Below are 19380 nucleotides of genomic sequence, written 5' to 3'. Positions count from 1 at the left end.
GGATCGGCCGGCGTGGCCTACCAGGCGCCGATGAGGATGCCGGCCGCCAGCTCGCGTTCGTTCCAGCGCGCGATGTCCTCGGGCGCCACCGTGGGAAAGCGCCGCCGCTGGCGCAGCCAGTCGAACAGCAGGCCCAGCATCTGCTCGCGCACCGCGGCAAAGGCCGGGTCGCGGCCCAGGTCGACCAGTTCGTCGGGGTCGGCCTGCATGTCGAACAGCTGCGGCGGCAGGTCTTCGAAGTGCACGAACTTCCAGCGGCGCGTGCGCAGCATCGTCATGTGGCAGCGCTCGACGGGCTGGGCCAGCGGCAGGCGCACCTCGTCGCGGAAGGCGAAGCTGTTCTCGCACACCACCAGGTCCTTGCCGGTCGCGCCGGCGTGGCCGTGCAGCAGCGGGCGCAGCGACTGTCCTTCGAGCCATTCGGCCGGCTGCGGCAGGCCCAGCGCGTCGAGCATGGTCGGCACGAGGTCGATGCACTCGACCAGCGCGTCGCTCACGGTGCCGCGGCGTGCATCGGCCTCGGCGCGCGGGTCGACCACGATCAGCGGCACCTTCACGATCGGGTCGTGGAACAGCTCCTTCTCGCCCAGCCAGTGGTCGCCCAGGTAGTCGCCGTGGTCGCTGGTGAAGACCACCAGCGTGTCGCGGTCCAGCCCCTGTTCGGCCATGAAGGCGAAGAGCCGGCCGAGCTGGTCGTCGACCTGCTTCACGAGCCCCATGTAGGTCGGCACCACCATGTTGCGCACCTCGTCGCGGCTGAAGTTGCGGCTCACGGTCTCGCGCCGGAAGCCCTCGACGACCGGGTGGGCGTCGATGCGCTCGGCCTCGCTGCGCACCACCGGCAACATGTCGTCGGGCCCGTACATCGCGTGGTACGGCGCGGGCGCCACGTAGGGCCAGTGCGGCTTGATGTACGACAGGTGCAGCACCCAGGGCGCGTCGCCGGCCTCGCGCATGAAGTCGATCGCGCGCTCGGTCGTGTAGGGCGTCTCGCTGTGCGCGCCGGCGATGTGCGCGGGCCGGTCGGCCCAGCGCATCTGCCAGCCGCTCAGGATCTCGCCGTCGGGGCCGCGCCCCGAATTGGCGAAGTCGTGCCAGGGGTTGTCCGATTCGTAGCCCTGCGCGCGCAGCCAGTCGCAGTAGGCATTGCCCGTGACCTTGAAGCCCGGCGGCCAGATGCCGTCGTCGCGCGCATAGGGCTCGAAGCCGCCTTCCATCGCGAGCCGGCCCGCGCCCTGCGTCGGGTCGATGCCCAGGCGGCGCGCGCCCTCGGTGTCGGCCTCGACGTGCGTCTTGCCGACCAGCGCGCAGCGCACGCCGTGCGGGCGCAGGTGGTCGCCCAGCGTCTTCTGCCCCACCGACAGCGGCACGAAGTTCCACATCGTCCCGTGGCTGCTGACATAGCGCCCGGTGTAGGTCGACATGCGCGAGGCGCCGCAGACCGCGCCCTGCGCATAGGCATGGCTGAAGCGCACGCCGCGCGCGGCCAGCGCATCGATGTGCGGGGTCTGCAGCCGCGGGTGGCCGTAGCACGAGAGGTGGTCGGCGCGCAGCTGGTCGCACATGATGAACAGCACGTGCCTGAGCGGCGCGGGGGAGGTCTTGTCGGTCATGTCAGCAGGTCAGCGTGTCTTGGGGAACAGTCCCTGCGGCCGCAGCACCAGCACCGCGAGGAACACGAGATGGCCGAACCAGATGCCCCAGCCCGGATCGATGCGAAAGCCGATCTGCTGCGCGATGCCCAGGATCATGGCGCCAGCCAGCGTGCCCCAGAACGAGCCCATGCCGCCGATGATCACGGCCTCGAAGGCGAAGAGCAGCAGTAGCGGTCCGTCCGACGGCGACACCGTGGTGCGCATGCCCTGCAGCGCGCCGGCGATGGCGATCAGCACGAAGGCGATGCCCGTGGCCAGCGCATACACCTGCTTGGCCTTGAGGCCCATCAGCTCGGCGATCTCGCGGTCGTCGGACACCGCGCGGAAGGTGCGTCCCAGCGGCGTGCGCGTGAACATCCACTGCATCGCGCCCGTGGCCGCCACCGCGACCGCCAGGATCACCAGCGGCAGCGCCCCCAGCGCCAGCGTGTCGCCCAGCGGCACCGACGCGGTGGCCAGCGCGCCGACCTCGATGGCGCGCGGGTCGGCCGAGAACAGCTCCAGCAGCAGGTTCTGGATCACGATCGACAGGCCGAAGGTCACGACCAGCGAAGGCAGCGGGTCCTTGCCCAGCGTGCCGTTGAGCACGTGGCGCTGCAGCAGGTAGCCGAAGCCGAAGGCCAGCGGCAGCACCGCGAGCACCACCCCCCATGGCACAGATGCGCCGGTCATCGAGACGCCGGCGATCACCGCGAAGGCGCCCAGGATGATGAAGTCGCCCTGCGCCGTGTTGGTCAGCCGCATGACGCCGAACATCAGCGACTGGCCGAGCGCGAACAGCGTGTAGAGGCCGCCGAGCAGCACGCCCTGGAGCAGGGTTTCAAGCATGGTGCTCCTCGATGCCGAAGTAGGCCTGCGATATCTGCTCGGGCGTGAGTTCGTCCGAGCGCCCCGTGAGCGACACGCGCCCGTCCTGGAAGCAGTACACGCGCTGCGACACCTGCCGCGCCATGCGCACGTCCTGCTCCACGATCACGACCGTCATGCCCTCCCCCGTGATGGCCGGCATGGCCGCGTAGATCTCGCGGATGACGACCGGTGCCAGGCCGAGCGAGAGCTCGTCGCACAGCAGCAGCTCGGGGTTGCTCATGAGCGCGCGGCCCAGCGCCACCATCTGCTGCTGCCCGCCCGACAGCGAAGTGGCGGGCTGGCGCCGCTTCTCGGCCAGGATGGGGAACAGGCCGTACAGGCGCTGCAGGTTCCACGGCCCCGCGCGGCGCGGCGTGGCGCCCATCAACAGGTTCTCTTCCACACTCAGGCTCGGGAACAGGCGCCGGCCTTCGGGCACCATCGCCAGGCCGCGCCGCACGATCTCGCCGGGCGGCAGGCCGCCGATGGGCTCGCCCTTGAAGCGGATCGCTTCGGAGGGTGCACGCAGCAGCCCCGTGAGGCTTTTCAGAAAGGTCGACTTGCCCGCGCCGTTGGCGCCGATGATCGCCACCAGCTCGCCCGCCGACAGCGTGAAGTCGATGCCGAACAGCGCCTGCGCATCGCCGTAGAAGGCCTGCAGGCCGTGGGTGTCGAGCAGCGCGTTCATGCCTCGATCCCCATGTACACGCGCCGCACCTCGGGGTCGTTCATCACCGCGCGCGGCGCGCCTTCCGCGAGTTGCTGCCCGAAGTTGATGACGAACAGCCGGTCGGCCAGCGACAGCAGCGCATGCACGACGTGCTCGATCCAGATCATGGTCACGCCGCGCGCCTTGATGCGTTTCAGTTCCGCCACCAGCACCGCCGCCTCGGGCTCGGTGAGCCCGCCCGCGATCTCGTCGAGCAGCAGCAGGCGCGGCTTGGTCGCCAGCGCGCGCGCCAGCTCCAGCCGCTTGCGGTCGAGCAGCGTGAGCCCGCCGGCCGGCTTGTTGGCGTGCGGCGCCAGGCCGGTCTGGGCCAGCACCTCGTGCGCCGTCTCCCAGGCTTCGCGCTCGGCCTGCTGGCCGCCGAAGCAGGCGGCGGTGACGAGGTTCTCGAACACGCTCATGTGGCCGAAGGGCTGCGGCACCTGGTAGCTGCGGCCGATGCCGGCGCGGCAGCGCTGGTGCGGGCGCAGCCGCGTCACGTCGCGGCCCGCGTACTCCACGCGGCCGGCATCGACGCGCGCGTCGCCCGAGATCAGGTTGAACAGCGTGGTCTTGCCCGCGCCGTTGGGCCCGAGGATGCCCAGCGTCTCGCCCTCGGCCACCGCCAGCGTGATGCCGTCGGTGACCTTGAGCGCCCCGTAGGACTTGCTCACGCCGTGCAAGGCCAGCAGCGTCATGGCAGCCGTCACTCAGAGCAGGCGCAGCGCGCCGCCGGTGGGAATGGCCTTCGCGGCCTCGTTGTTCACCAGCGTCAGCTCCACCTTGCGCTGCTTGCCCTTGCCCCACTGGCCGAGCACCAGCGGCGTCTTGCTGACGTTCTTGAACGGGCCCTGCCCGCCCCACTTCACGGGGCCGACCACGGAGTTGATCGAGGTCGCGGCCACGGCGTCGCGCACGTCGCCGGCCTTGAGCGACTTCGATCGCGACAGCGCGTTCGCCGCCACCTCGAACAGCGCATGCGCAAAGCCGATGGGCTGCGTCCACTGCTTCTTCGTGCCGGCCTCGTAGGCCTCGGCCAGCGCCTTGGCGCTTTGCTGCGTGAGGCTGGAGCTGAAGGGGTGCGACGGGCTCCACCACACCTCGGTCGACAGGCCCTCGCCCAACTCGCCCAGCGCCTCGATGGCGCCCGGGAACAGCAGCGCCTTGCCGAGCGTGATGACCTTCGGCTTGAAGCCCTGCTGGCGCGCCTGCGTGAGGAAGGTCTTGGCGTCGGGCGGGATCACCACGCCGGTGACGATCTCGACGTTGTCGCGCTTGAAGGCCGCGATCTGCGCGCTGAAGTCCTGCGTGCCGTTCTGGAAGCGGCCGGGGTCGGTGAGCGTGAAGCCCATCTGTGCGAGCGGCTTGGGAAAGCCCAGCTCCTTGTCGCCCCAGGCATTGCCGTCGCCGTCGTTGGGGAACAGGCCGCCGACCTTCTTGTTGGTGGCCACGGTCTTCCAGCCGTTGGTGAAGGTGGCGATGACGTCTTCGAGGCCCCAGAACAGGTGGTAGGTCCAGTTGAAGCCCTTGGCCGGATCGCCCTTGCGGCCGAAGAACCAGGGCTGCCACGGCACCACGCTGGAGATGCACGGCACCTCGTTGAGTTCGCAGGCATCGCTCACCGGGTTGGCGGTCTCGGGCGTGCCGGCCGTGAGCACCAGCGCGACCTTGTCCTTCAGGATCAGGTCGTTGGCCACCTCGCCCGCGCGGTTGGGGTTCGACTGGCTGTCCTTGAGCACGATCTGCACGGCGTACTTCTTGCCGCCCACGCTGATGCCGTCCTTGAAGGCGGCCTTCATCTGCTCGATCACCCACTTGTCGGCCTCGCCGAAGGGCGCGAGCGGCCCGGTCTGCGGCGACACGTAGCCGATCTTGAGCGTGTCGGCGGCGAACACCCGCGGCGCGGCGCCCGTGGCGGCGAGCGCGGCGGCGGCCTGCGTGAACTGTCTGCGGTTGAATGTCATGGCTGTCTCCTTCGTTGTTCGTGTGTGTCTTCGATGCCTGCGCCGTGGGCTAGCCCGGCGGCTCGCCGTCGAAGGCGCGTTGCAGCAGCGCGCGGATCGCGTCGCGCTCGGCCGGGCCGAAGGGCCGCGGGTTCCAGTACGGGTTGGCAACGGCGATGTCGGCCGCGCGGTCGAGGTCGGCGGCGCGCATGCCGATGTCCTTCAGCGCCACCGGCGCGCCGTTGTCGCGCGCCAGCGCATAGACCGCCGCCGGCGCCGACACGCCGCCGAGCGCGCGCGCGATGCGCGCCATGGCACGCGGCGCGGCCTGCGCGTTGAAGGCGAGCGCATGCGGCAGCACCACCGTGTGCACTTCGGCGTGCGGCAGGTTGAAGCTGCCGCCCAGCGTGTGGCACAGCTTGTGGTGCAGAGCCATGCCCACGGCGCCGAGCACGCCGCCGCACAGCCAGGCGCCGTACAGCGCGTCGGAACGTGCGGCCAGGTCGTCGGGCTGCACGCGGATGGCGGGCAGCGCGCGTGCGAGTGCCGCGATGCCTTCTTCGGCCATCAGGTCCATCACCGGGTTGCTGTCCTGCGCGTACAGGCCTTCGGCCGCGTGCGCGATGGCGTTGATGCCGCTGGTCACGCTCAGGCCCACGGGCAGCGTGCGCGACAGCTCGGGGTCGTAGATCACGGTGCGCGGCAGCACGCGCGGGTCCTTGCCGGTCTTCTTCAGGCCGTTCTCGGTGAGGCCGTAGATCGGCGTCATCTCGCTGCCCGCGTAGGTGGTGGGAATGGCGACGATCGGCAACCCCGACTCCAGCGCGATGGCCTTGCCCAGCCCCGTGGTGGAGCCGCCGCCCAGCGCCACGGCGCAGTCGGCGCCGAGCCGGCGCGCCAGGTCGCGCGCCTCGCGCGCCGTTTCCACGGGCACGTGCATCACGGCGCGGTCGAACAGGCCGGCCGCCTGCGCGCCGAGCGAGGCCGCCACGCGCTCGGCCTGCGGGCGCTGCTCGGGCGTGCACAGCACCAACGCCTTTTTCGCGCCCAACGCATCGATCTCGCGCGCCAGGTGGCGCAGCGAACCGGCGCCGAACACCACGCGCTGCGGATGGGTGGTGTGGATGAAGTCGTGCATGGCGCGCTCCTTTCTTTTGGGCTATTCGAGGCTCAGGCGGCGCTCGCGCACCAGCCGGGTCCACTTGTCCTGCTCGGTGCGCAGCACGGCGGCGAACTGCTCGGGCGTGTTGGCGATGCCCGTCAGGCCCTGTTCGCGCAGCCGCTGCTGGAACGCGGGCTCGGTCACGATCTTTCGCACCTCGGCCTGCAGCCGGTCGACCACGGCGCGCGGCGTGCCGGCCGGGGCCAGCAGGCCGACCCACGAGTTCACCTCGAAGCCGGGGTAGCCGCTCTCGGCCACGGTGGGCACGTCGGCATAGGCGGCCACGCGCTGCGCGCCGGTCTGGGCCAGGGCGCGCAGCCGGCCCGCGTTGACGTGCGGCTGGGCCAGCACGGCCGAGAGGAACATCATCTCGACCTGCCCGCCCAGCAGGTCCTGCTGGGCCGGACCCCCGCCGCGGTAAGGGATGTGCGTGACGAAGGTGCCGCTCACGGCCTTGAAGTACTCGGCCGTGAGGTGGTTGCTCGAGCCCGGCCCGACGCTGGCGTAGTTCAGGCGCCCCGGCTGCGCCTTGAGCAGGCCGACGAAGCGCACGAAGTCCTTCGCCTCGACCTTCGGGTTGACCACCAGCACCAGCGGGTTGCTCGCCACCTGCGTCACGGGCTGCAGGTCTTTGGCGATGTCGAAGCTCAGCTTCGGATAGACCAGCGGGTAGGTCGCGTAGCTGTCGAACACCATCAGCAGCGTGTGGCCGTCAGGCGCCGCGCGGGCCACCTCGGCCCCCGCCAGCGTGCCGCCGGCGCCGCTGCGGTTGTCCACGATCACGGTCTGGCCGAGCGCGGCCTGCAGGCGCGGCTGCAACTGGCGCGCGACGGTGTCGACGATGCCGCCCGGCGGAAAGCCGACGACCAGCCGCACCGGCTTGGTCGGCCAGGCCGGCGCCTGGGCCTGCGCGGCCATGCCCCACATCAACGTGCAGGCGACCAGGGCCCGGGAGAGGATCGAGAAAGACATCGTGTGCGTCCGTCGGGTTGGGAAGAAAAAGGAAAACGTCAGCGCACAAAGTGCGGCGGAATCTGCGCGTCGACGTTGACCCACACGCTTTTCACCTGCGTGTACTCGCGCATCGCGTCGAAGCCCATCTCGCGGCCGTAGCCGCTCTGGCCCACGCCGCCGAAGGGCGAGCCGGGGTTCACGCGCTTGTAGCTGTTGATCCAGACCATGCCGGCGTGCAGGTCGCGCGCCACCTTGTGGGCGCGCTGCAGGTCGCGGGTCCACAGGCCGCTGCCCAGGCCGTAGTCGGTGCCGTTGGCGATCTGCATCGCCTCTTCGTCGGTCTTGAAGGTGAGCACGGTGACGAAGGGGCCGAACACCTCTTCCTGCGCCACGCGGTCCTGGTACGAGCGGGCGCGCACCACGGTCGGCTGCACATAGCAGCCCTGCGCCAGGTCGCCGCCGGGCGCGCCGCCGCCCGCCAGCACCTCGCCGCCCTGCGCCTGCGCGACCTCGACATAGCTCAGCACGCGGTCGCGGTGCTGGGCGCTGGTGAGCGGGCCCATCTCGGTGGCCTCGTCGAGCGGATTGCCCAGGCGGATGGATTGGGCCAGCGGAATGAACTGCTCGAGGAAGGCGTCGGCGATCTTCTCGTGCAGCATCAGCCGCGAGCCCGCGATGCAGGCCTGGCCCTGGTTGTGGAAGATGGCCCAGGCGCTGCCGTTCACGGCGGCTTGCAGGTTGGCGTCCTCGAACACGATGTTGGGGCCCTTGCCGCCCAGCTCGAGCTGCACCTTCTTCAGGTTGCCCGCGCTGGCCTGCACGATGCGCCGGCCGGTGGCGGTGCTGCCGGTGAAGGCGATCTTGGCGATCTCGGGATGCTCGGCGATGTACTGGCCCGCCACGCTGCCCAGGCCCGGCAGCATGTTGACCACGCCGGGCGGCACGCCCGCCTCGGCCATCAGCTCGGCGATGCGCAGCGAGGTGAGCGGCGTGATCTCGGCCGGCTTCATCACGATGCAGTTGCCGGCCGCGAGCGCGGGCGCCATCTTCCAGCTCGTGAACATGAGCGGGAAGTTCCACGGCACCACCTGCCCGACGATGCCCACGGGCTCGCGCAGCGTGTAGTTGAGAAAGCCCTCTTCCACCGGAATGGTCTCGCCCTGGAACTTGTCGGCCATGCCGCCGAAGTAGCGAAAGCACGCGGCGGTGCGCGGCACGTCGAGGCGGCGCGAGTCGCGGATCGGGTGGCCGGTGTCCAGCGATTCGAGCCGCGCGAGTTCTTCGCCGTTGGCCTCGATGAGGTCGGCCAGCTTCAGCAGGATGCGCCCGCGGTCGGCGGCGGCCATGCGGCTCCATTTCGGGAACGCGCGCTTCGCGGCGGCCACGGCCTTGTCGACGTCGGCCTTGCCGGCCAGCGCGACCTGGGCGATGGGCGTGTTGTCGTGCGGGTTGAGCGTGGCGAGCGTCTCGCCGGATTCGGCGTCGACGAAACGGCCGTCGATGAAAAGCTGATGGCGAATGGAAGGAGCAGGCATGGGTTCTCCTCGCCCTCCCCGCGCGGGGAGGGCTGGATGGATGGGTGGCGGGAAGAAGGAAGCGGCGGCGCGCCGGCCGCTCAGAACTCGACCGGAATCTCGGGCGACTCGCCCTTCTGGATCTCGTAGACCAGGCTGGGCGAGCCGTTCTCCCACACCAGCAGCATCGAGCGCTTGGGGCTGAAGCCCTGGTGGCGGCAGTAGGCGGGCATGGCGGCCATGTCGCCGGCCTTCATGATCACGCGGGCCATGGGCTTGCCGGTGTTCTTGTCGCCGCAGTCCCAGTGGATCTCGTCGGTCATCTGGAAGAACCACTCGACGCGGTCGTTGCCGTGGATGATCGGCAGGATGTGCTCCTCGGTCGTCGGGCACATGTAGCTGTGCTTCACCACCGAGGTGAAGCTCGGGTTCCACGTGACCTGCGAGCGGCTCAAAAAGCCGAAGAGGTTGAAGGCGTGCACCTCGTTCTCGAAGCCGGGCTCGGGGTGCAGCTCGGGCTGGCCCTGCGGCACGTCGGCGAAGGCGCGGTTGACGGGCGCGCCGCGCGCGTCGCTGCGCAGGTCGAGGTCGCCCTTCAGGCCCACGCAGCGCTTGGCCAGCTCGCGCGCCCGGGTGATCTTGGCCGTGTTGTTGCCGCTCTTGCGGCCGTAGGGCGAGCCGGTTTCCTGCGGCGCGGCGAAGGGGTCGAAGGCCTCGTTGGTCCAGTCGTCGAGCATGGCCTCGAAGGTGGCGCGGATCTGCGCGGTGGGGAAGTTCTCGAGCAGGTCGATGCCCGCGTCCTTCATGGTGCCGTTGAAGCTGCCGGCATACAGGTCGACCGATTCGTAGTGGTTGATGGTGCCGAACACGTTGTCGAAGTTGACCCAGCCGTAGAAGAAGCCCCAGGCCACGTCGCGCATCAGCGCACGCAGGTAGCTGCCGGCGTCCATGGTGTGGCTCATGGGACGCCCGTCACGGGTCTTCCAGGTGATGTGGGCAAAGTACTCGTCCCGGCGAAAGCCGAAGCTGCCGAGCGAAAAATCCTTGTAGCCGAGCGTGGCATCGGGCTGCGATGCGATGACCTTGGCGAGTTCTGCGGGTGCGTTCATGGTGTGGCTCCTGGATGCGGGTTCAGTGCGTCTGGCAGATGTCGGCCCATTTCTCGACAGACAGATCGCCCTTGCAGGTCTGCAGCACGATCACGCCGGGGTCGCCGGCCACACGGAACTGGTAGGCCGTGTTCTTGGGCAGCAGGCCCTGGTGGCCACGCGAGAGCTTCATCCAGCCCATCTTCTTGCCCTGGGGTTCGCCCTTCACCCGCACGGCGCCGTTCTTCTCGGTGTCGGCCACGGCCTGGGCCGCATCGAGCTGCACGAGGTGCACTTCGATTTCGCCGTCCATCACCAGCGCGAACTCGTCGTGGGCGCAGGTGAACCAGGGCGAGGTGCCTTCGGCGCGCAGCGTTTCCAGCACGTAGATCTGGTTCTGGCCGAACACGACCTTCTCGTAGGGCTGGCTGATGCTGGCGATCTCGAAGCAGTTGGAGAACGCGTAGTGGCGCACGTCGTCGTCGATGGGCTCGACGTGGCCTTTCTCGAAGTGCTTGAGGGACCCGAAGCGGGTCTGGTATGCGACGGTCATGGGTGTCTCCTGAGGTGCCGGACGATGCAGCGTGGTGGCTGCGATGTGTGCACTGTAGGAAACGGGGGGCGTGAGCGGTAGGCCCGAAACGCGGGCCGCATTGTTCGGCAAATCCGTTCAATGCACAGGGTTTACCCCGGAACGGACGGCGCTCGCGTCAGGCGTCCCAGATCAGCCCCGGCGGCAGCAGGCCGCGCTCGATCATGACGGCGTCCCACGGCGGCACCTTCGAGAACGCCTGGGTCAGGTGCTCGATGAACAGGCGCAGCTTGAAGGCATTGCGCGAGGTGCCCGCATACACCGCGCTGAGCGAGAACGACGACAGCTGGTGCGCCGGCAGCACCACCTCCAGGTCGCCGCGCAGGATCGCCTCGCCGGCCACCAGCGTCGGCAGGCAGACGATGCCGGCGTGCTCCATGGCGTACTCGCGCAGCAGGTGGACGCTGTTGGTGAGCAGCGCCGCGCTCATGTACAGCGTGACCTGTTCACCGGCGTGATGGAAGGTCCAGCGGTCGCGCGTGGGGTAGCCCGAGTACAGGCCGAGCGTGTGCTTGTGCAGCTCGCGCGGGCTCGCGGGCCGGCCGTGCGCGCGCAGGTACTCGGGCGTGGCACAGAACACGCGGCGCACCGGGAACAGCGGGCGCGACACCAGCTCGGTCGACGCCGCCGGAAAGATCTGCAGCGCGCAATCGACGCCCGCCTTCACCGGGTCGACCACCGCGTCGCTCACGATGAGTTCCAGGTGGATGTCCGGAAAGCTCACCTGGAAGGCGCGCAGCAGCGTGGCGAAATGCCCCAGCACGAAGCCCGTGAGCGCATGCACGCGCAGCGTGCCGGTGGGCCCGTCCTTGGCGTCGCGCATCTGGTCCATGATGTTGTTGGCCCGCCCGACCAGCTCGACGCAGTCGCGCAGGAAGGCCTGCCCCACGTCGCTGAGCCGGACCACGCGCGTGCTGCGGTGGAACAGCGGCGCGCCGACGTGGTCCTCGAGCTGCTTCACGCGGCTGGTCACCACCGATTTCGACACCCGCAGCTGGCGCGCGGCCTCGGCAAAGCTCTGGGTCTGTGCGACCCGCACGAAGGTCTCTATGTTCTCGAGGCGGTCCATGGGGCATGCAATGTAGCGGTTGCGCGGCGGCGGCCGGTCGGCCGCACGGGTGTGAAGTACTGCGCAATCCCGCTCGGAGATTGACCGCACCCTTCTCAATTCGCCCACAAATGTGAGCATTTCCCTGTGAGATTGTTAATACGGCAACTATTGTCCTGCTCCGAAGCACCCCGGGTGCACAAGAAATCGAAGCAGGGAGTTCCCATGACCAAATCCACGATCACCGTGATGCTCGCGCTGGCGGCATCCGTTCTCATGAGCGCGTGCGCGCACCACCACGCGCCGCCGCCGCGCGCAGAGCCCGCGCCGGCCCACAAGGGCGGCAACTTCTGCCCGCCGGGCCAGGCCAAGAAGGGCAACTGCTGATCGCCCGCCATGCTGAACCCGTTCCTGCGTGACATGACGCCCGACGAACTGCCGACCGGCACCGCGCGGCCGGCCTACATCGCCCTGCTGCCCGTGCTGGCCTATGTGCTCGTCGCCATCGCCTTCCTGAGCATGTCGGTGGTCGTGCCGAGCCTGCTCGTGGCCTGCCTGTTCGCGACCGCTGCGGCCATGTCGCTGGGCGCGGGCGTGGTGCTCGGCATGAGCATCTGGATCTTTCCGCAGCTGTCGAGCTGAGGGCCGCACGCGATGAGTACTTCCAACGCTTCCGTCTTCCGCGTCCACAGCTGGCGCACGACCCTGCTTGCGGCCTCCGTGGTGCTGCTGATCGTGATGGCGCTGCTCATGAAGTGGCTGGTCGAGCTGCAGGTGGAAACCGCGCAGGAACGCCAGTTGCGCGAAGCCGTCGCGCGCGAGGCCGACGCCCGCTGCTTCGTGCTGCCCACGCGCCAGGAGGTCGACACCTGCCGGGCCGTCAACGCGGCGGGCCTGACGCCCTGACCGGGGCGCCGCTCAACCGAAAGTGAACCCGTAGGCCTGCGCGCCGGGGTCGAGAAACTCGATCTCGAACAGCCGCTCCTTGCCGCCGCCCGCCGACTGCCGCACCAGCTGGTACAGCTTCTGCGCATCGACCACGCCGTGGCCCTGGGCATCGGTGTCGGCGCCGTGGTCCGCCAGCGGCGGCTGGCCGTCGACCCGCACCGTGAAACTCACCGGCTTGCCGTCGGCCATCGGCCCCAGCACGAGGTGCAGGTCGCGCGCCTTGAAGCGGTAGGCGATGCGGCCGTGGGCCTGGTTCAGCACGGCCCGCTCGCCCTCCACTGTCCAGTCGCCGCCCAGCGACCACTGGTTGGTGCGCAATGAGGAAACCACGGGCTCGTAGGCCTTCGCACGGTCGCGCGCGATGCCGCCGGGCGACGCGAAACCGTGCGCCCGCGCATGGCCCAGGTAGGTTTCGCCGGACTGCGCCGGCTCGGCGCCGGGTGCGGCCTGGGTGCCCTGCCCCTGCGGCGCCACCAGCCCGGCATTCATGCTGTTCGCCTGCCCGGCCTCGGCCAGCAGCTGCTGGATCACCTGCTCGGCCTTGTCGTAGCGGTTCTCGCCGAACTGGTGATGACGGATGCGCCCCTGCGCGTCGACGAAATAGAACGCCGGCCAGGCCTGGTTGTCGAAGCCGCGCCAGATCGAAAAGTCGTTGTCCAGCGCCACCGGGAACCCGATGCCCAGGTCTTTCACGGCCTTGCGCACGTTGGCCGGGTTCTTCTCGAACGCGAACTCCGGCGCATGCACGCCCAGGACGACCAGGCCCGCGTCCCTGTACTTGTCGGCCCAGGCGCGCACATAGGGCAGCGTGCGCAGGCAGTTGATGCACGAGTAGGTCCAGAAGTCGACCAGCACGACCTTGCCGCGCAAGGCCTCGGGCGTGAGCGGCGCCGAGTTGATCCACTCGGTCGCGCCGGCCAGCGAAGGCAGGCGGCCTTCGATGCGGAGATCGCGCGCGGGCACCGGCGCCGGGCGGGTGTCCGCGACGCGCACGAAGCCGGCGTCCGCGCGCTGTGCCTGCGGCGCGTCTTTGCGCAGCGTGTCCACCAGCGCCTGCTCCAGCGCCGACGTGGTGCCCAGCGACAGGCGCGCGAGCCAGCCGGTGTCCAGCCCCAGCGCGATGGCGCCCACGCCGGCCAGCACCGCGGCACCGGCGATGCGCCGCACCCCGTCGCCGGTCGGCAGCGTGCGCTTCAGCATCGAAAGCAGCCGGCCGCCGGACAGCAGCGCCACCGCAAGCGACGTGCACGCGCCGGCCGCATAGGCGAGCAGCAGCAGCGAGGTGCCGACGCTGGCGCCGTTGAGCGCCGCGCCCGTCAGGATCAGCCCAAGGATCGGCCCCGCGCACGGCGCCCAGAGCAGGCCCGTGCCCACGCCCAGCCACAGCGGAGAAAACACCGAAGCCTGTGACGCATCGGACATGCGCAGGCCCAGCGCCACCAGCGGCCGGCTCAGGCGCTCGGCCACGCGCGGGAACAGCAGCGTCGCGCCGAACAGCGCGAGCAAGGCCATGGCCGCGTAGCGCCCGTATTCGTTGAGCGTGACGATCCAGCCGCCGCCCACCGCCGCGAGTGTGGCGACCACGGCGAAGGCCAGCGCCATGCCCACGAGCATCGGCAGGCCGTGCGAGCGGAAGGGCCGGTCGGCGCGCGCGAACACGAAGGGCAGCACCGGCAGGATGCAGGGGCTCAGGATCGTGAGCACCCCGCCCAGGTAGGCGATGAAGAGGATGAGCATGGGGATGTGAAAGATGGGGGGTCGGGTTCAGCGAGCGGGCGCGGTGGCCAACGCCAGCCGAGCTTCGAGCCCGCCTTCGGGGCGGTTGTGCAGCGTGAGCTCGGCGCCCATCGCCATGGCCAGCTGGTGCGCGATGGCCAGGCCCAGGCCGGTGCCGCCGGTGCTGCGGTTGCGCGAGCTTTCGACGCGGTAGAAGGGCTTGAGCACCGCGTCGAGTTCGTCGGGGGGAATGCCCGGGCCGTTGTCGAGCACGCTCACCACGAGGCGGCCGCCTTCGCCTTCAGCCTGCACGCGCAGCGTCACGTCGGAGCCGAACTTCAGCGCGTTGTCGATCAGGTTCATCAGGATGCGGCGCAGCGCAATGGGGCGGCTCACGATCGGCGCGCCGGCCCGGCCGTCGAGCCGCACCTGCTGGCCCACGTCTTCGTAGTCGGCCACCATGCTCTCGAACAGCGCGTCGGCGTCGATGCGCAGCGGCGGCTCGGTGGCGCCGTGCAGCGTGCGCGCATAGGTCACGCCTTCGCGCACCAGTGCGTTCATGGCGTCCAGGTCCTGGCGGAATTTCGCGCGGTCGTGCGTGTCGTCCATCAGGTCGGTGCGCAGGCGCATCCGCGTGATGGGCGTCTGCAGGTCGTGCGAGATGGCCGCCAGGATTTCGACGCGCTCCGACATGTAGCCCGCGATGCGCTGCTGCATCGCGTTGAAGGCGCGCGCCGCGTGCGCCACTTCGGTCGGGCCCTCTTCCACCAGCGTGCGGCCCTTCAGGTCGGGCCCGAGCTGGTCGGCCGCCGCGGACAGCTGCGCGAGCGGCCGCGTCACCAGCCGCACCGCGACCCAGGCGCATATGGCCAGCACCAGCAGTTGCCCCACCAGCAGCCACATCACCCAGCCCGACACCGGCATGCCCACGCGCATGGCGTGCACGACCACGGACGAGCCGTCGCCCAGCCGCACCTCGATCTGCAGGCCCTCGGGCGGCCAGGCCACCTCGCCGACCTTGACGACCGGGAACGGGCGCATCGCATCGACGATGGCCGCGGCAAACTGCCGCGAAGCCTCCGAGGCCGGCGCGCTGCCCTGCGCGCTGCCGCCCAGCACGAAGCGGTAGTTGCGCCGTTCCAGCCGGTCGAGCCAGCCGGCGCGTTCCGCCGCGGGGAGCCGGTCGAGGATGGCGACCGAGCTCGCGATGTCGCGCTCGATGCCGATCATCATCAGCTCGCGAAGCGCCATGTTCCGCTCGTAGCGGATCGCCGCGAAGGTGAGCAGCTGCGCGATCGCCAGGCCCACCACGATGATCAGCGTCACGCGGGAGAACAGCGAGCCGGGCAGCAGCCGGCGCCAGTGCGGCGCCGTGCCGGTCGGATTCGCAACGGGGTTCGCGGAAGTGGACATGAACAGCTTCTTGGTCAGGCGGCGTGGCGATGCGTCATCGGCGCAGCGGGCTCACACCAGGTGGATGGCAACGTCGATGTTGCCTCGGGTCGCCTTGGAATAGGGGCAGGTCTGGTGCGCGGCCTCGGTGAGGGCCTGCGCCACCTCGCGGTCCAGGCCCGGCAGGCTCACGTTCAGGCGCGCCTGCAGGAAGTATTCGCCGCCGGCGGTGCCCAGGTCGACCTCGGCATCGACGGCCAGGTCGGGCGGCAGCGCGACCTTCATCTTGCCGGCCGCCTTGCCCATTGCGCCGATGAAGCAGGCCGACCAGCCGGCCGCGAACAGCTGCTCGGGGTTGGTGCCGGTGCCGGCGCTGCCGGGCGACGAGAGCTTGATGTCCAGGCGGCCATCGGAGCTGCGCGCCTCGCCGTCGCGGCCTCCCGAGGAGGTGCGGGTCTTGCCGGTGTAGAGGACTTTGTCGATGCGGGTCATGAAGGTTCCTTGAATGCAGGGTGGTTGGAAAACGCACGGATTGTTGGGCCGCCCGCCCCCTGCCGGATCGCCTTCTGTATGCCTGTGTATCTGGCCCGCGAAACCACACACTACGTTTCCACGGCCGTGGCCCGCGGGCCGCCGGAACGCTACATTGCGGCTGCGGCGCCGTGCCGCCACCGCCCGCCCTGCCATGACGCCCAAGACCTCCGACCACATCCTCATCGTCGACGACGACCGGGACATCCGCGAACTGCTCACCACCTACCTGGTGAAGAACGGTTTGCGCGTGGTCGCGGTGCCCACGGGGCGCCACATGCGCGCCGCGCTCGAGGCCTCGGGGCCCTTCGACCTGATCATCCTGGACCTGATGCTGCCCGGCGAAGACGGGCTCACGCTGTGCCGCGACCTGCGCACCGGCAAGTACAAGGCCACGCCCATCCTCATGCTGACCGCGCGCAGCGAGGAAGCCGACCGTATCCTGGGCCTGGAGATGGGCGCCGACGACTACCTGGCCAAGCCCTTTTCCGCGCGCGAGCTGCTGGCGCGCATCCGCGCCGTGATGCGGCGCACGCGCATGCTGCCGCCCAACATGGGCACCGTCGAGCCCTCGCAGAAGCTAGGGTTCGGCGAATGGCAGGTCGACACGGTGGCGCGCCACCTCATCGACGACGCGGGCGTGATGGTGGCGCTGAGCGGCGCCGAGTACCGGCTGCTGCGCGTGTTCCTGGACCACCCGCAGAAGGTGCTCAGCCGCGACCAGCTGCTGAGCCTGACGCAGGGGCGCGAAGCCGAGCTCTTCGAGCGTTCCATCGACCTGCTCGTGAGCCGGCTGCGCCAGCGCCTGCGCGACGATGCGCGCGAGCCGCGCTACATCAAGACCGTGCGCAGCGAAGGCTACGTGCTCGCTTCGGCGGTCGAAGCGAGAGACTGACCGACGCCGCGCTTTGGCACTGGGTCGGGTGGCGCACCTCGTGCGCGAACCCGCCCGCGAAGAACAGCAGCGCGAACCAGAGCTTCTTGAATCCGCGAGGGCGCGTCATGGGGATTTCCTTCGGGCGATGAATGGGTGGATGACGGGCGGATTGTTGGCCGCCCGTTGGCGGCGCAACGGGCATTGCGTATGCCTGTGTATCCCGGCCCGACATCGACACACCACGTTTCGTTGAGGTCGCCTCGCACGCCTGCGTTTGAAATTTAGTGTGGCCGGAACCGGCGCGGATACAGAGGCATACACAAGCCGATCAGCAGGTGGATTCCCCGCCGAACAATCGCGCCGTCCCCCCTCGAATCCCAGGAGATTTCCATGACCGCCTCCCCCTCGCTGCCACGCCGCGCCTTCCTCGGCAAGGCCGCGCTCGGCCTCGCCGCCACGCAGCTCACGTCGATCGTTCCCGCCTTCGCCCAGTCCGCCAGCACAGGCAGCTCCCGGCGCCTCGAACCCCTCAAAAGCATCGACGCCGGCAGCCTGCGCATCGGGTACTACGAAGCCGGCCCGGCCGACGGCGCGCCGGTGATTCTTCTGCACGGCTGGCCCTACGACATCCACATGTTCGTCGACGTCGCGCCGCAGCTGGCCGCCGCGGGCTTTCGCGTGATCGTGCCGTACCTGCGTGGCTACGGCACCACCCGCTTCCTGTCGGCCGACACGCCGCGCAACGGGCAGCAGTCGGCGGTGGCCGTCGACATCGTCGCGCTGATGGATGCCCTGAAGATCCCCGTCGCCACCGTGGCCGGCTGCGACTGGGGCGCGCGCACCGCGTGCATCATGGCCGCGCTGTGGCCCGAGCGCGTGAAGGCGCTGGTTTCGGTCAGCGGTTATCTCATCGGCAGCCAGGAGGCCGGCAAGGCGCCGCTGCCGCCGCAGGCCGAGCTGCAGTGGTGGTACCAGTACTACTTCGCGACCGAGCGCGGCCGCGCGGGCTACGAGAAGAACCGCCACGACTTCGCCAGACTCATCTGGCAGCTCGCCTCGCCGAAGTGGAACTTCGACGCCGCCACCTTCGAGCGCAGCGCCGTCGCCTTCGAGAACCCGGACCACGTGGCGATCACGGTGCACAACTACCGCTGGCGCCTCGGCCTGGCCGAGGGCGAGGCGAAGTACCAGGCGCTGGAGAACCGGCTCGCCCAGGCGCCGGTGATCGGCGTGCCGACCATCACGCTCGAAGGCGACGCCAACGGCGCGCCGCACCCGGAGCCCAGCGCGTATGCGAAGAAGTTCTCGGGGCGCTACGAGCACCGGCTGGTCGGCGGCGGCATCGGCCACAACCTGCCGCAGGAAGCGCCCGAGGCGTTCGCGAAGGCGGTGATCGACGTGGCGCGCGGGTAAGCCGCGCAGGCCCCTCAGTCGGCGGTGAGCGCCTGCGCCAGCGGCTCGGCGTCGAAGCGCTCGAACCCGCAGTAGCACAGGAAGTGGCGGTTGGCCGCGCGGCCGAACAAGGTCATGCCGAGCTTCGTGGCCAGCTCGTGCCCCATCGCGGTGACGCCGTTGCGCGAGACGACGATCGGCACGCCCATGTGGGCCGACTTCATCACCATCTCGCTCGTCAGGCGGCCCGTGGTGTAGAAGACCTTGTCGCCGCCGTCGACGCCGTGCACCGCCATCCATCCGGCGATGGTGTCGATGGCGTTGTGCCGTCCGACGTCTTCCGCGAACACCAGCATCTCGGTGCCGCAGAACAGCGCGCACCCGTGCACCGACCCGGCATGCCGGTGCACGCTGTTGCGCGATTTCATCTGTTCGAGGATGCGCGCCAGCGTGCCCTGCGCGATGCGCGCCGATTGCGCCGCCGGCAGCCGCACGGCACCGATCTGCGCCATGGCGTCGCCGAAGACGGTGCCTTGTCCGCAGCCGGTGGTCACGACCCGGTGCGCGGTTTTTTCGGCGAGGTTCGCGATGCCGCGGTGGGTCTTCACGGCGGCGGCCTCCACGCTCCAGTCGACGTCGATGCTCTCGACCTCGTCGGCACGCCGCACCAGGTCCTGGTTGAGCAGGTAGCCCAGCACCAGCAGCTCGGGCGCTGCGCCCAGGGTCATCAGCGTCACGAGTTCGCGCTTGTCGACGAAGACGGTCAACGGCCGCTCCGCCGGGATGTCGATGTCGCGGCGCTCGCCGTGCTGGTCGACGATCTCGATGCGGCGCAGCAACGGGCCGCGCGCCGGGTTCAGGCGCGGCGCGCCGGCGCGCCGGGGCATCGGGACCGCATCGAAAGCCAGCGGTGTCTCGTCTTCTGCGTCGTCTTCACGTGGGGCCATGCGGAATCCTACGCCACCGCTGCGAGCGGAGCTCGAAGGGGTACTGCTCGCGAACGGGCGCGCCAT

Annotated in this window: 20 protein-coding genes; 5 read left to right on the top strand and 15 right to left on the bottom strand. The window is 69.8% G+C overall.

Annotated elements, in window-relative coordinates:
* Positions 1-17: 17 nt before the first annotated feature.
* The 11 genes from AC07OH_RS00565 to AC07OH_RS00515 form a co-directional block, all read right to left on the bottom strand.
* On the bottom strand, positions 18-1613 hold the full coding sequence (locus tag AC07OH_RS00565) for a sulfatase-like hydrolase/transferase (protein WP_495299217.1): 1596 nt from the start codon (positions 1611-1613) through the stop codon (positions 18-20).
* A gap of 9 nt (positions 1614-1622) precedes the next feature.
* Complete coding sequence (locus AC07OH_RS00560) at positions 1623-2483, bottom strand: branched-chain amino acid ABC transporter permease (protein ID WP_095949975.1); 861 nt, start codon at positions 2481-2483, stop codon at positions 1623-1625.
* Positions 2476-3192: an ABC transporter ATP-binding protein gene (locus tag AC07OH_RS00555; protein WP_495299216.1), complete on the bottom strand. Its 717-nt coding sequence runs from the start codon at positions 3190-3192 to the stop codon at positions 2476-2478. The genes AC07OH_RS00560 and AC07OH_RS00555 overlap by 8 nt, the downstream gene beginning before the upstream one ends.
* Positions 3189-3908, bottom strand: coding sequence for an ABC transporter ATP-binding protein (locus tag AC07OH_RS00550; protein ID WP_062479592.1), 720 nt, complete (start codon positions 3906-3908; stop codon positions 3189-3191). The genes AC07OH_RS00555 and AC07OH_RS00550 overlap by 4 nt, the downstream gene beginning before the upstream one ends.
* Positions 3909-3920: 12 nt before the next feature.
* A complete protein-coding gene (locus tag AC07OH_RS00545; protein WP_495299215.1) occupies positions 3921-5174 on the bottom strand; it encodes an ABC transporter substrate-binding protein in 1254 nt (417 codons plus the stop codon).
* Between the two features lie 49 nt (positions 5175-5223).
* Positions 5224-6291: a maleylacetate reductase gene (locus tag AC07OH_RS00540; RefSeq protein ID WP_495299214.1), complete on the bottom strand. Its 1068-nt coding sequence runs from the start codon at positions 6289-6291 to the stop codon at positions 5224-5226.
* Positions 6292-6312: 21 nt separating this feature from the next.
* Positions 6313-7287, bottom strand: coding sequence for a tripartite tricarboxylate transporter substrate binding protein (locus AC07OH_RS00535; RefSeq protein WP_495299213.1), 975 nt, complete (start codon positions 7285-7287; stop codon positions 6313-6315).
* Between the two features lie 38 nt (positions 7288-7325).
* Positions 7326-8789 carry an aldehyde dehydrogenase family protein gene (locus AC07OH_RS00530; protein ID WP_492738555.1) on the bottom strand — a complete coding sequence of 488 codons (1464 nt, stop codon included), beginning with the start codon at positions 8787-8789 and terminating at the stop codon, positions 7326-7328.
* 95 nt (positions 8790-8884) lie between these two features.
* A complete protein-coding gene (locus tag AC07OH_RS00525; RefSeq protein ID WP_495299212.1) occupies positions 8885-9892 on the bottom strand; it encodes a hydroxyquinol 1,2-dioxygenase in 1008 nt (335 codons plus the stop codon).
* A 22-nt stretch (positions 9893-9914) separates the two neighbouring features.
* Positions 9915-10424, bottom strand: coding sequence for a cupin domain-containing protein (locus AC07OH_RS00520; protein ID WP_369644127.1), 510 nt, complete (start codon positions 10422-10424; stop codon positions 9915-9917).
* Between the two features lie 157 nt (positions 10425-10581).
* On the bottom strand, positions 10582-11532 hold the full coding sequence (locus AC07OH_RS00515) for a LysR family transcriptional regulator (RefSeq protein WP_495299211.1): 951 nt from the start codon (positions 11530-11532) through the stop codon (positions 10582-10584).
* A gap of 204 nt (positions 11533-11736) precedes the next feature.
* On the opposite strand from AC07OH_RS00515, the gene AC07OH_RS00510 reads away from it, so the two are divergent.
* The 3 genes from AC07OH_RS00510 to AC07OH_RS00500 are packed head-to-tail and all read left to right on the top strand — an operon-like array spanning position 11737 to position 12417.
* Positions 11737-11898 carry a hypothetical protein gene (locus AC07OH_RS00510; RefSeq protein WP_390345397.1) on the top strand — a complete coding sequence of 54 codons (162 nt, stop codon included), beginning with the start codon at positions 11737-11739 and terminating at the stop codon, positions 11896-11898.
* A gap of 9 nt (positions 11899-11907) precedes the next feature.
* The gene (locus AC07OH_RS00505; RefSeq protein ID WP_062479607.1) at positions 11908-12153 is read left to right on the top strand and encodes a hypothetical protein; all 246 of its coding nucleotides are present in this window, start codon (positions 11908-11910) and stop codon (positions 12151-12153) included.
* Between the two features lie 12 nt (positions 12154-12165).
* Positions 12166-12417: a general secretion pathway protein GspL gene (locus tag AC07OH_RS00500; RefSeq protein WP_095744491.1), complete on the top strand. Its 252-nt coding sequence runs from the start codon at positions 12166-12168 to the stop codon at positions 12415-12417.
* Positions 12418-12429: 12 nt separating this feature from the next.
* Here the strand turns inward: AC07OH_RS00500 and AC07OH_RS00495 are convergent, their stop codons facing one another.
* From AC07OH_RS00495 to AC07OH_RS00485, 3 genes are read right to left on the bottom strand one after another with little or no spacing between them, the layout of a single operon-like run.
* Positions 12430-14196: a cytochrome c biogenesis protein DipZ gene (locus tag AC07OH_RS00495; protein ID WP_495299210.1), complete on the bottom strand. Its 1767-nt coding sequence runs from the start codon at positions 14194-14196 to the stop codon at positions 12430-12432.
* 27 nt (positions 14197-14223) lie between these two features.
* Positions 14224-15588, bottom strand: coding sequence for an ATP-binding protein (locus AC07OH_RS00490; RefSeq protein WP_495299209.1), 1365 nt, complete (start codon positions 15586-15588; stop codon positions 14224-14226).
* A 51-nt stretch (positions 15589-15639) separates the two neighbouring features.
* Entirely contained in the window at positions 15640-16059 is a 420-nt protein-coding gene (locus AC07OH_RS00485; RefSeq protein WP_307589588.1) for an organic hydroperoxide resistance protein, read from the bottom strand.
* A gap of 193 nt (positions 16060-16252) precedes the next feature.
* Here AC07OH_RS00485 and AC07OH_RS00480 point away from each other — a divergent pair, with 193 nt between their 5' ends.
* A complete protein-coding gene (locus tag AC07OH_RS00480; protein ID WP_062470956.1) occupies positions 16253-16993 on the top strand; it encodes a response regulator in 741 nt (246 codons plus the stop codon).
* Between the two features lie 372 nt (positions 16994-17365).
* Entirely contained in the window at positions 17366-18388 is a 1023-nt protein-coding gene (locus tag AC07OH_RS00475) for an alpha/beta fold hydrolase (protein WP_495299208.1), read from the top strand.
* A 14-nt stretch (positions 18389-18402) separates the two neighbouring features.
* Here AC07OH_RS00475 and AC07OH_RS00470 read toward each other — a convergent pair whose 3' ends face one another.
* Complete coding sequence (locus AC07OH_RS00470) at positions 18403-19314, bottom strand: formate dehydrogenase accessory sulfurtransferase FdhD (RefSeq protein WP_495299207.1); 912 nt, start codon at positions 19312-19314, stop codon at positions 18403-18405.
* Positions 19315-19380 lie beyond the last annotated feature (66 nt).

This window comes from Variovorax sp. GW821-FHT10C12, from assembly GCF_059415405.1.
Note: the sequence above shows the minus strand (reverse complement) of the source record. Positions and strands in the feature narration are given on the sequence as shown.

Coding starts and splice junctions, on each gene's coding strand:
- AC07OH_RS00565 (WP_495299217.1), bottom strand. CDS start 1,613: ATGACCGACAAGACCTCCCCCGCGCCGCTCAGGCACGTGCTGTTCATC.
- AC07OH_RS00560 (WP_095949975.1), bottom strand. CDS start 2,483: ATGCTTGAAACCCTGCTCCAGGGCGTGCTGCTCGGCGGCCTCTACACG.
- AC07OH_RS00555 (WP_495299216.1), bottom strand. CDS start 3,192: ATGAACGCGCTGCTCGACACCCACGGCCTGCAGGCCTTCTACGGCGAT.
- AC07OH_RS00550 (WP_062479592.1), bottom strand. CDS start 3,908: ATGACGCTGCTGGCCTTGCACGGCGTGAGCAAGTCCTACGGGGCGCTC.
- AC07OH_RS00545 (WP_495299215.1), bottom strand. CDS start 5,174: ATGACATTCAACCGCAGACAGTTCACGCAGGCCGCCGCCGCGCTCGCC.
- AC07OH_RS00540 (WP_495299214.1), bottom strand. CDS start 6,291: ATGCACGACTTCATCCACACCACCCATCCGCAGCGCGTGGTGTTCGGC.
- AC07OH_RS00535 (WP_495299213.1), bottom strand. CDS start 7,287: ATGTCTTTCTCGATCCTCTCCCGGGCCCTGGTCGCCTGCACGTTGATG.
- AC07OH_RS00525 (WP_495299212.1), bottom strand. CDS start 9,892: ATGAACGCACCCGCAGAACTCGCCAAGGTCATCGCATCGCAGCCCGAT.
- AC07OH_RS00520 (WP_369644127.1), bottom strand. CDS start 10,424: ATGACCGTCGCATACCAGACCCGCTTCGGGTCCCTCAAGCACTTCGAG.
- AC07OH_RS00515 (WP_495299211.1), bottom strand. CDS start 11,532: ATGGACCGCCTCGAGAACATAGAGACCTTCGTGCGGGTCGCACAGACC.
- AC07OH_RS00510 (WP_390345397.1), top strand. CDS start 11,737: ATGACCAAATCCACGATCACCGTGATGCTCGCGCTGGCGGCATCCGTT.
- AC07OH_RS00505 (WP_062479607.1), top strand. CDS start 11,908: ATGCTGAACCCGTTCCTGCGTGACATGACGCCCGACGAACTGCCGACC.
- AC07OH_RS00500 (WP_095744491.1), top strand. CDS start 12,166: ATGAGTACTTCCAACGCTTCCGTCTTCCGCGTCCACAGCTGGCGCACG.
- AC07OH_RS00495 (WP_495299210.1), bottom strand. CDS start 14,196: ATGCTCATCCTCTTCATCGCCTACCTGGGCGGGGTGCTCACGATCCTG.
- AC07OH_RS00490 (WP_495299209.1), bottom strand. CDS start 15,588: ATGTCCACTTCCGCGAACCCCGTTGCGAATCCGACCGGCACGGCGCCG.
- AC07OH_RS00485 (WP_307589588.1), bottom strand. CDS start 16,059: ATGACCCGCATCGACAAAGTCCTCTACACCGGCAAGACCCGCACCTCC.
- AC07OH_RS00480 (WP_062470956.1), top strand. CDS start 16,253: ATGACGCCCAAGACCTCCGACCACATCCTCATCGTCGACGACGACCGG.
- AC07OH_RS00475 (WP_495299208.1), top strand. CDS start 17,366: ATGACCGCCTCCCCCTCGCTGCCACGCCGCGCCTTCCTCGGCAAGGCC.
- AC07OH_RS00470 (WP_495299207.1), bottom strand. CDS start 19,314: ATGGCCCCACGTGAAGACGACGCAGAAGACGAGACACCGCTGGCTTTC.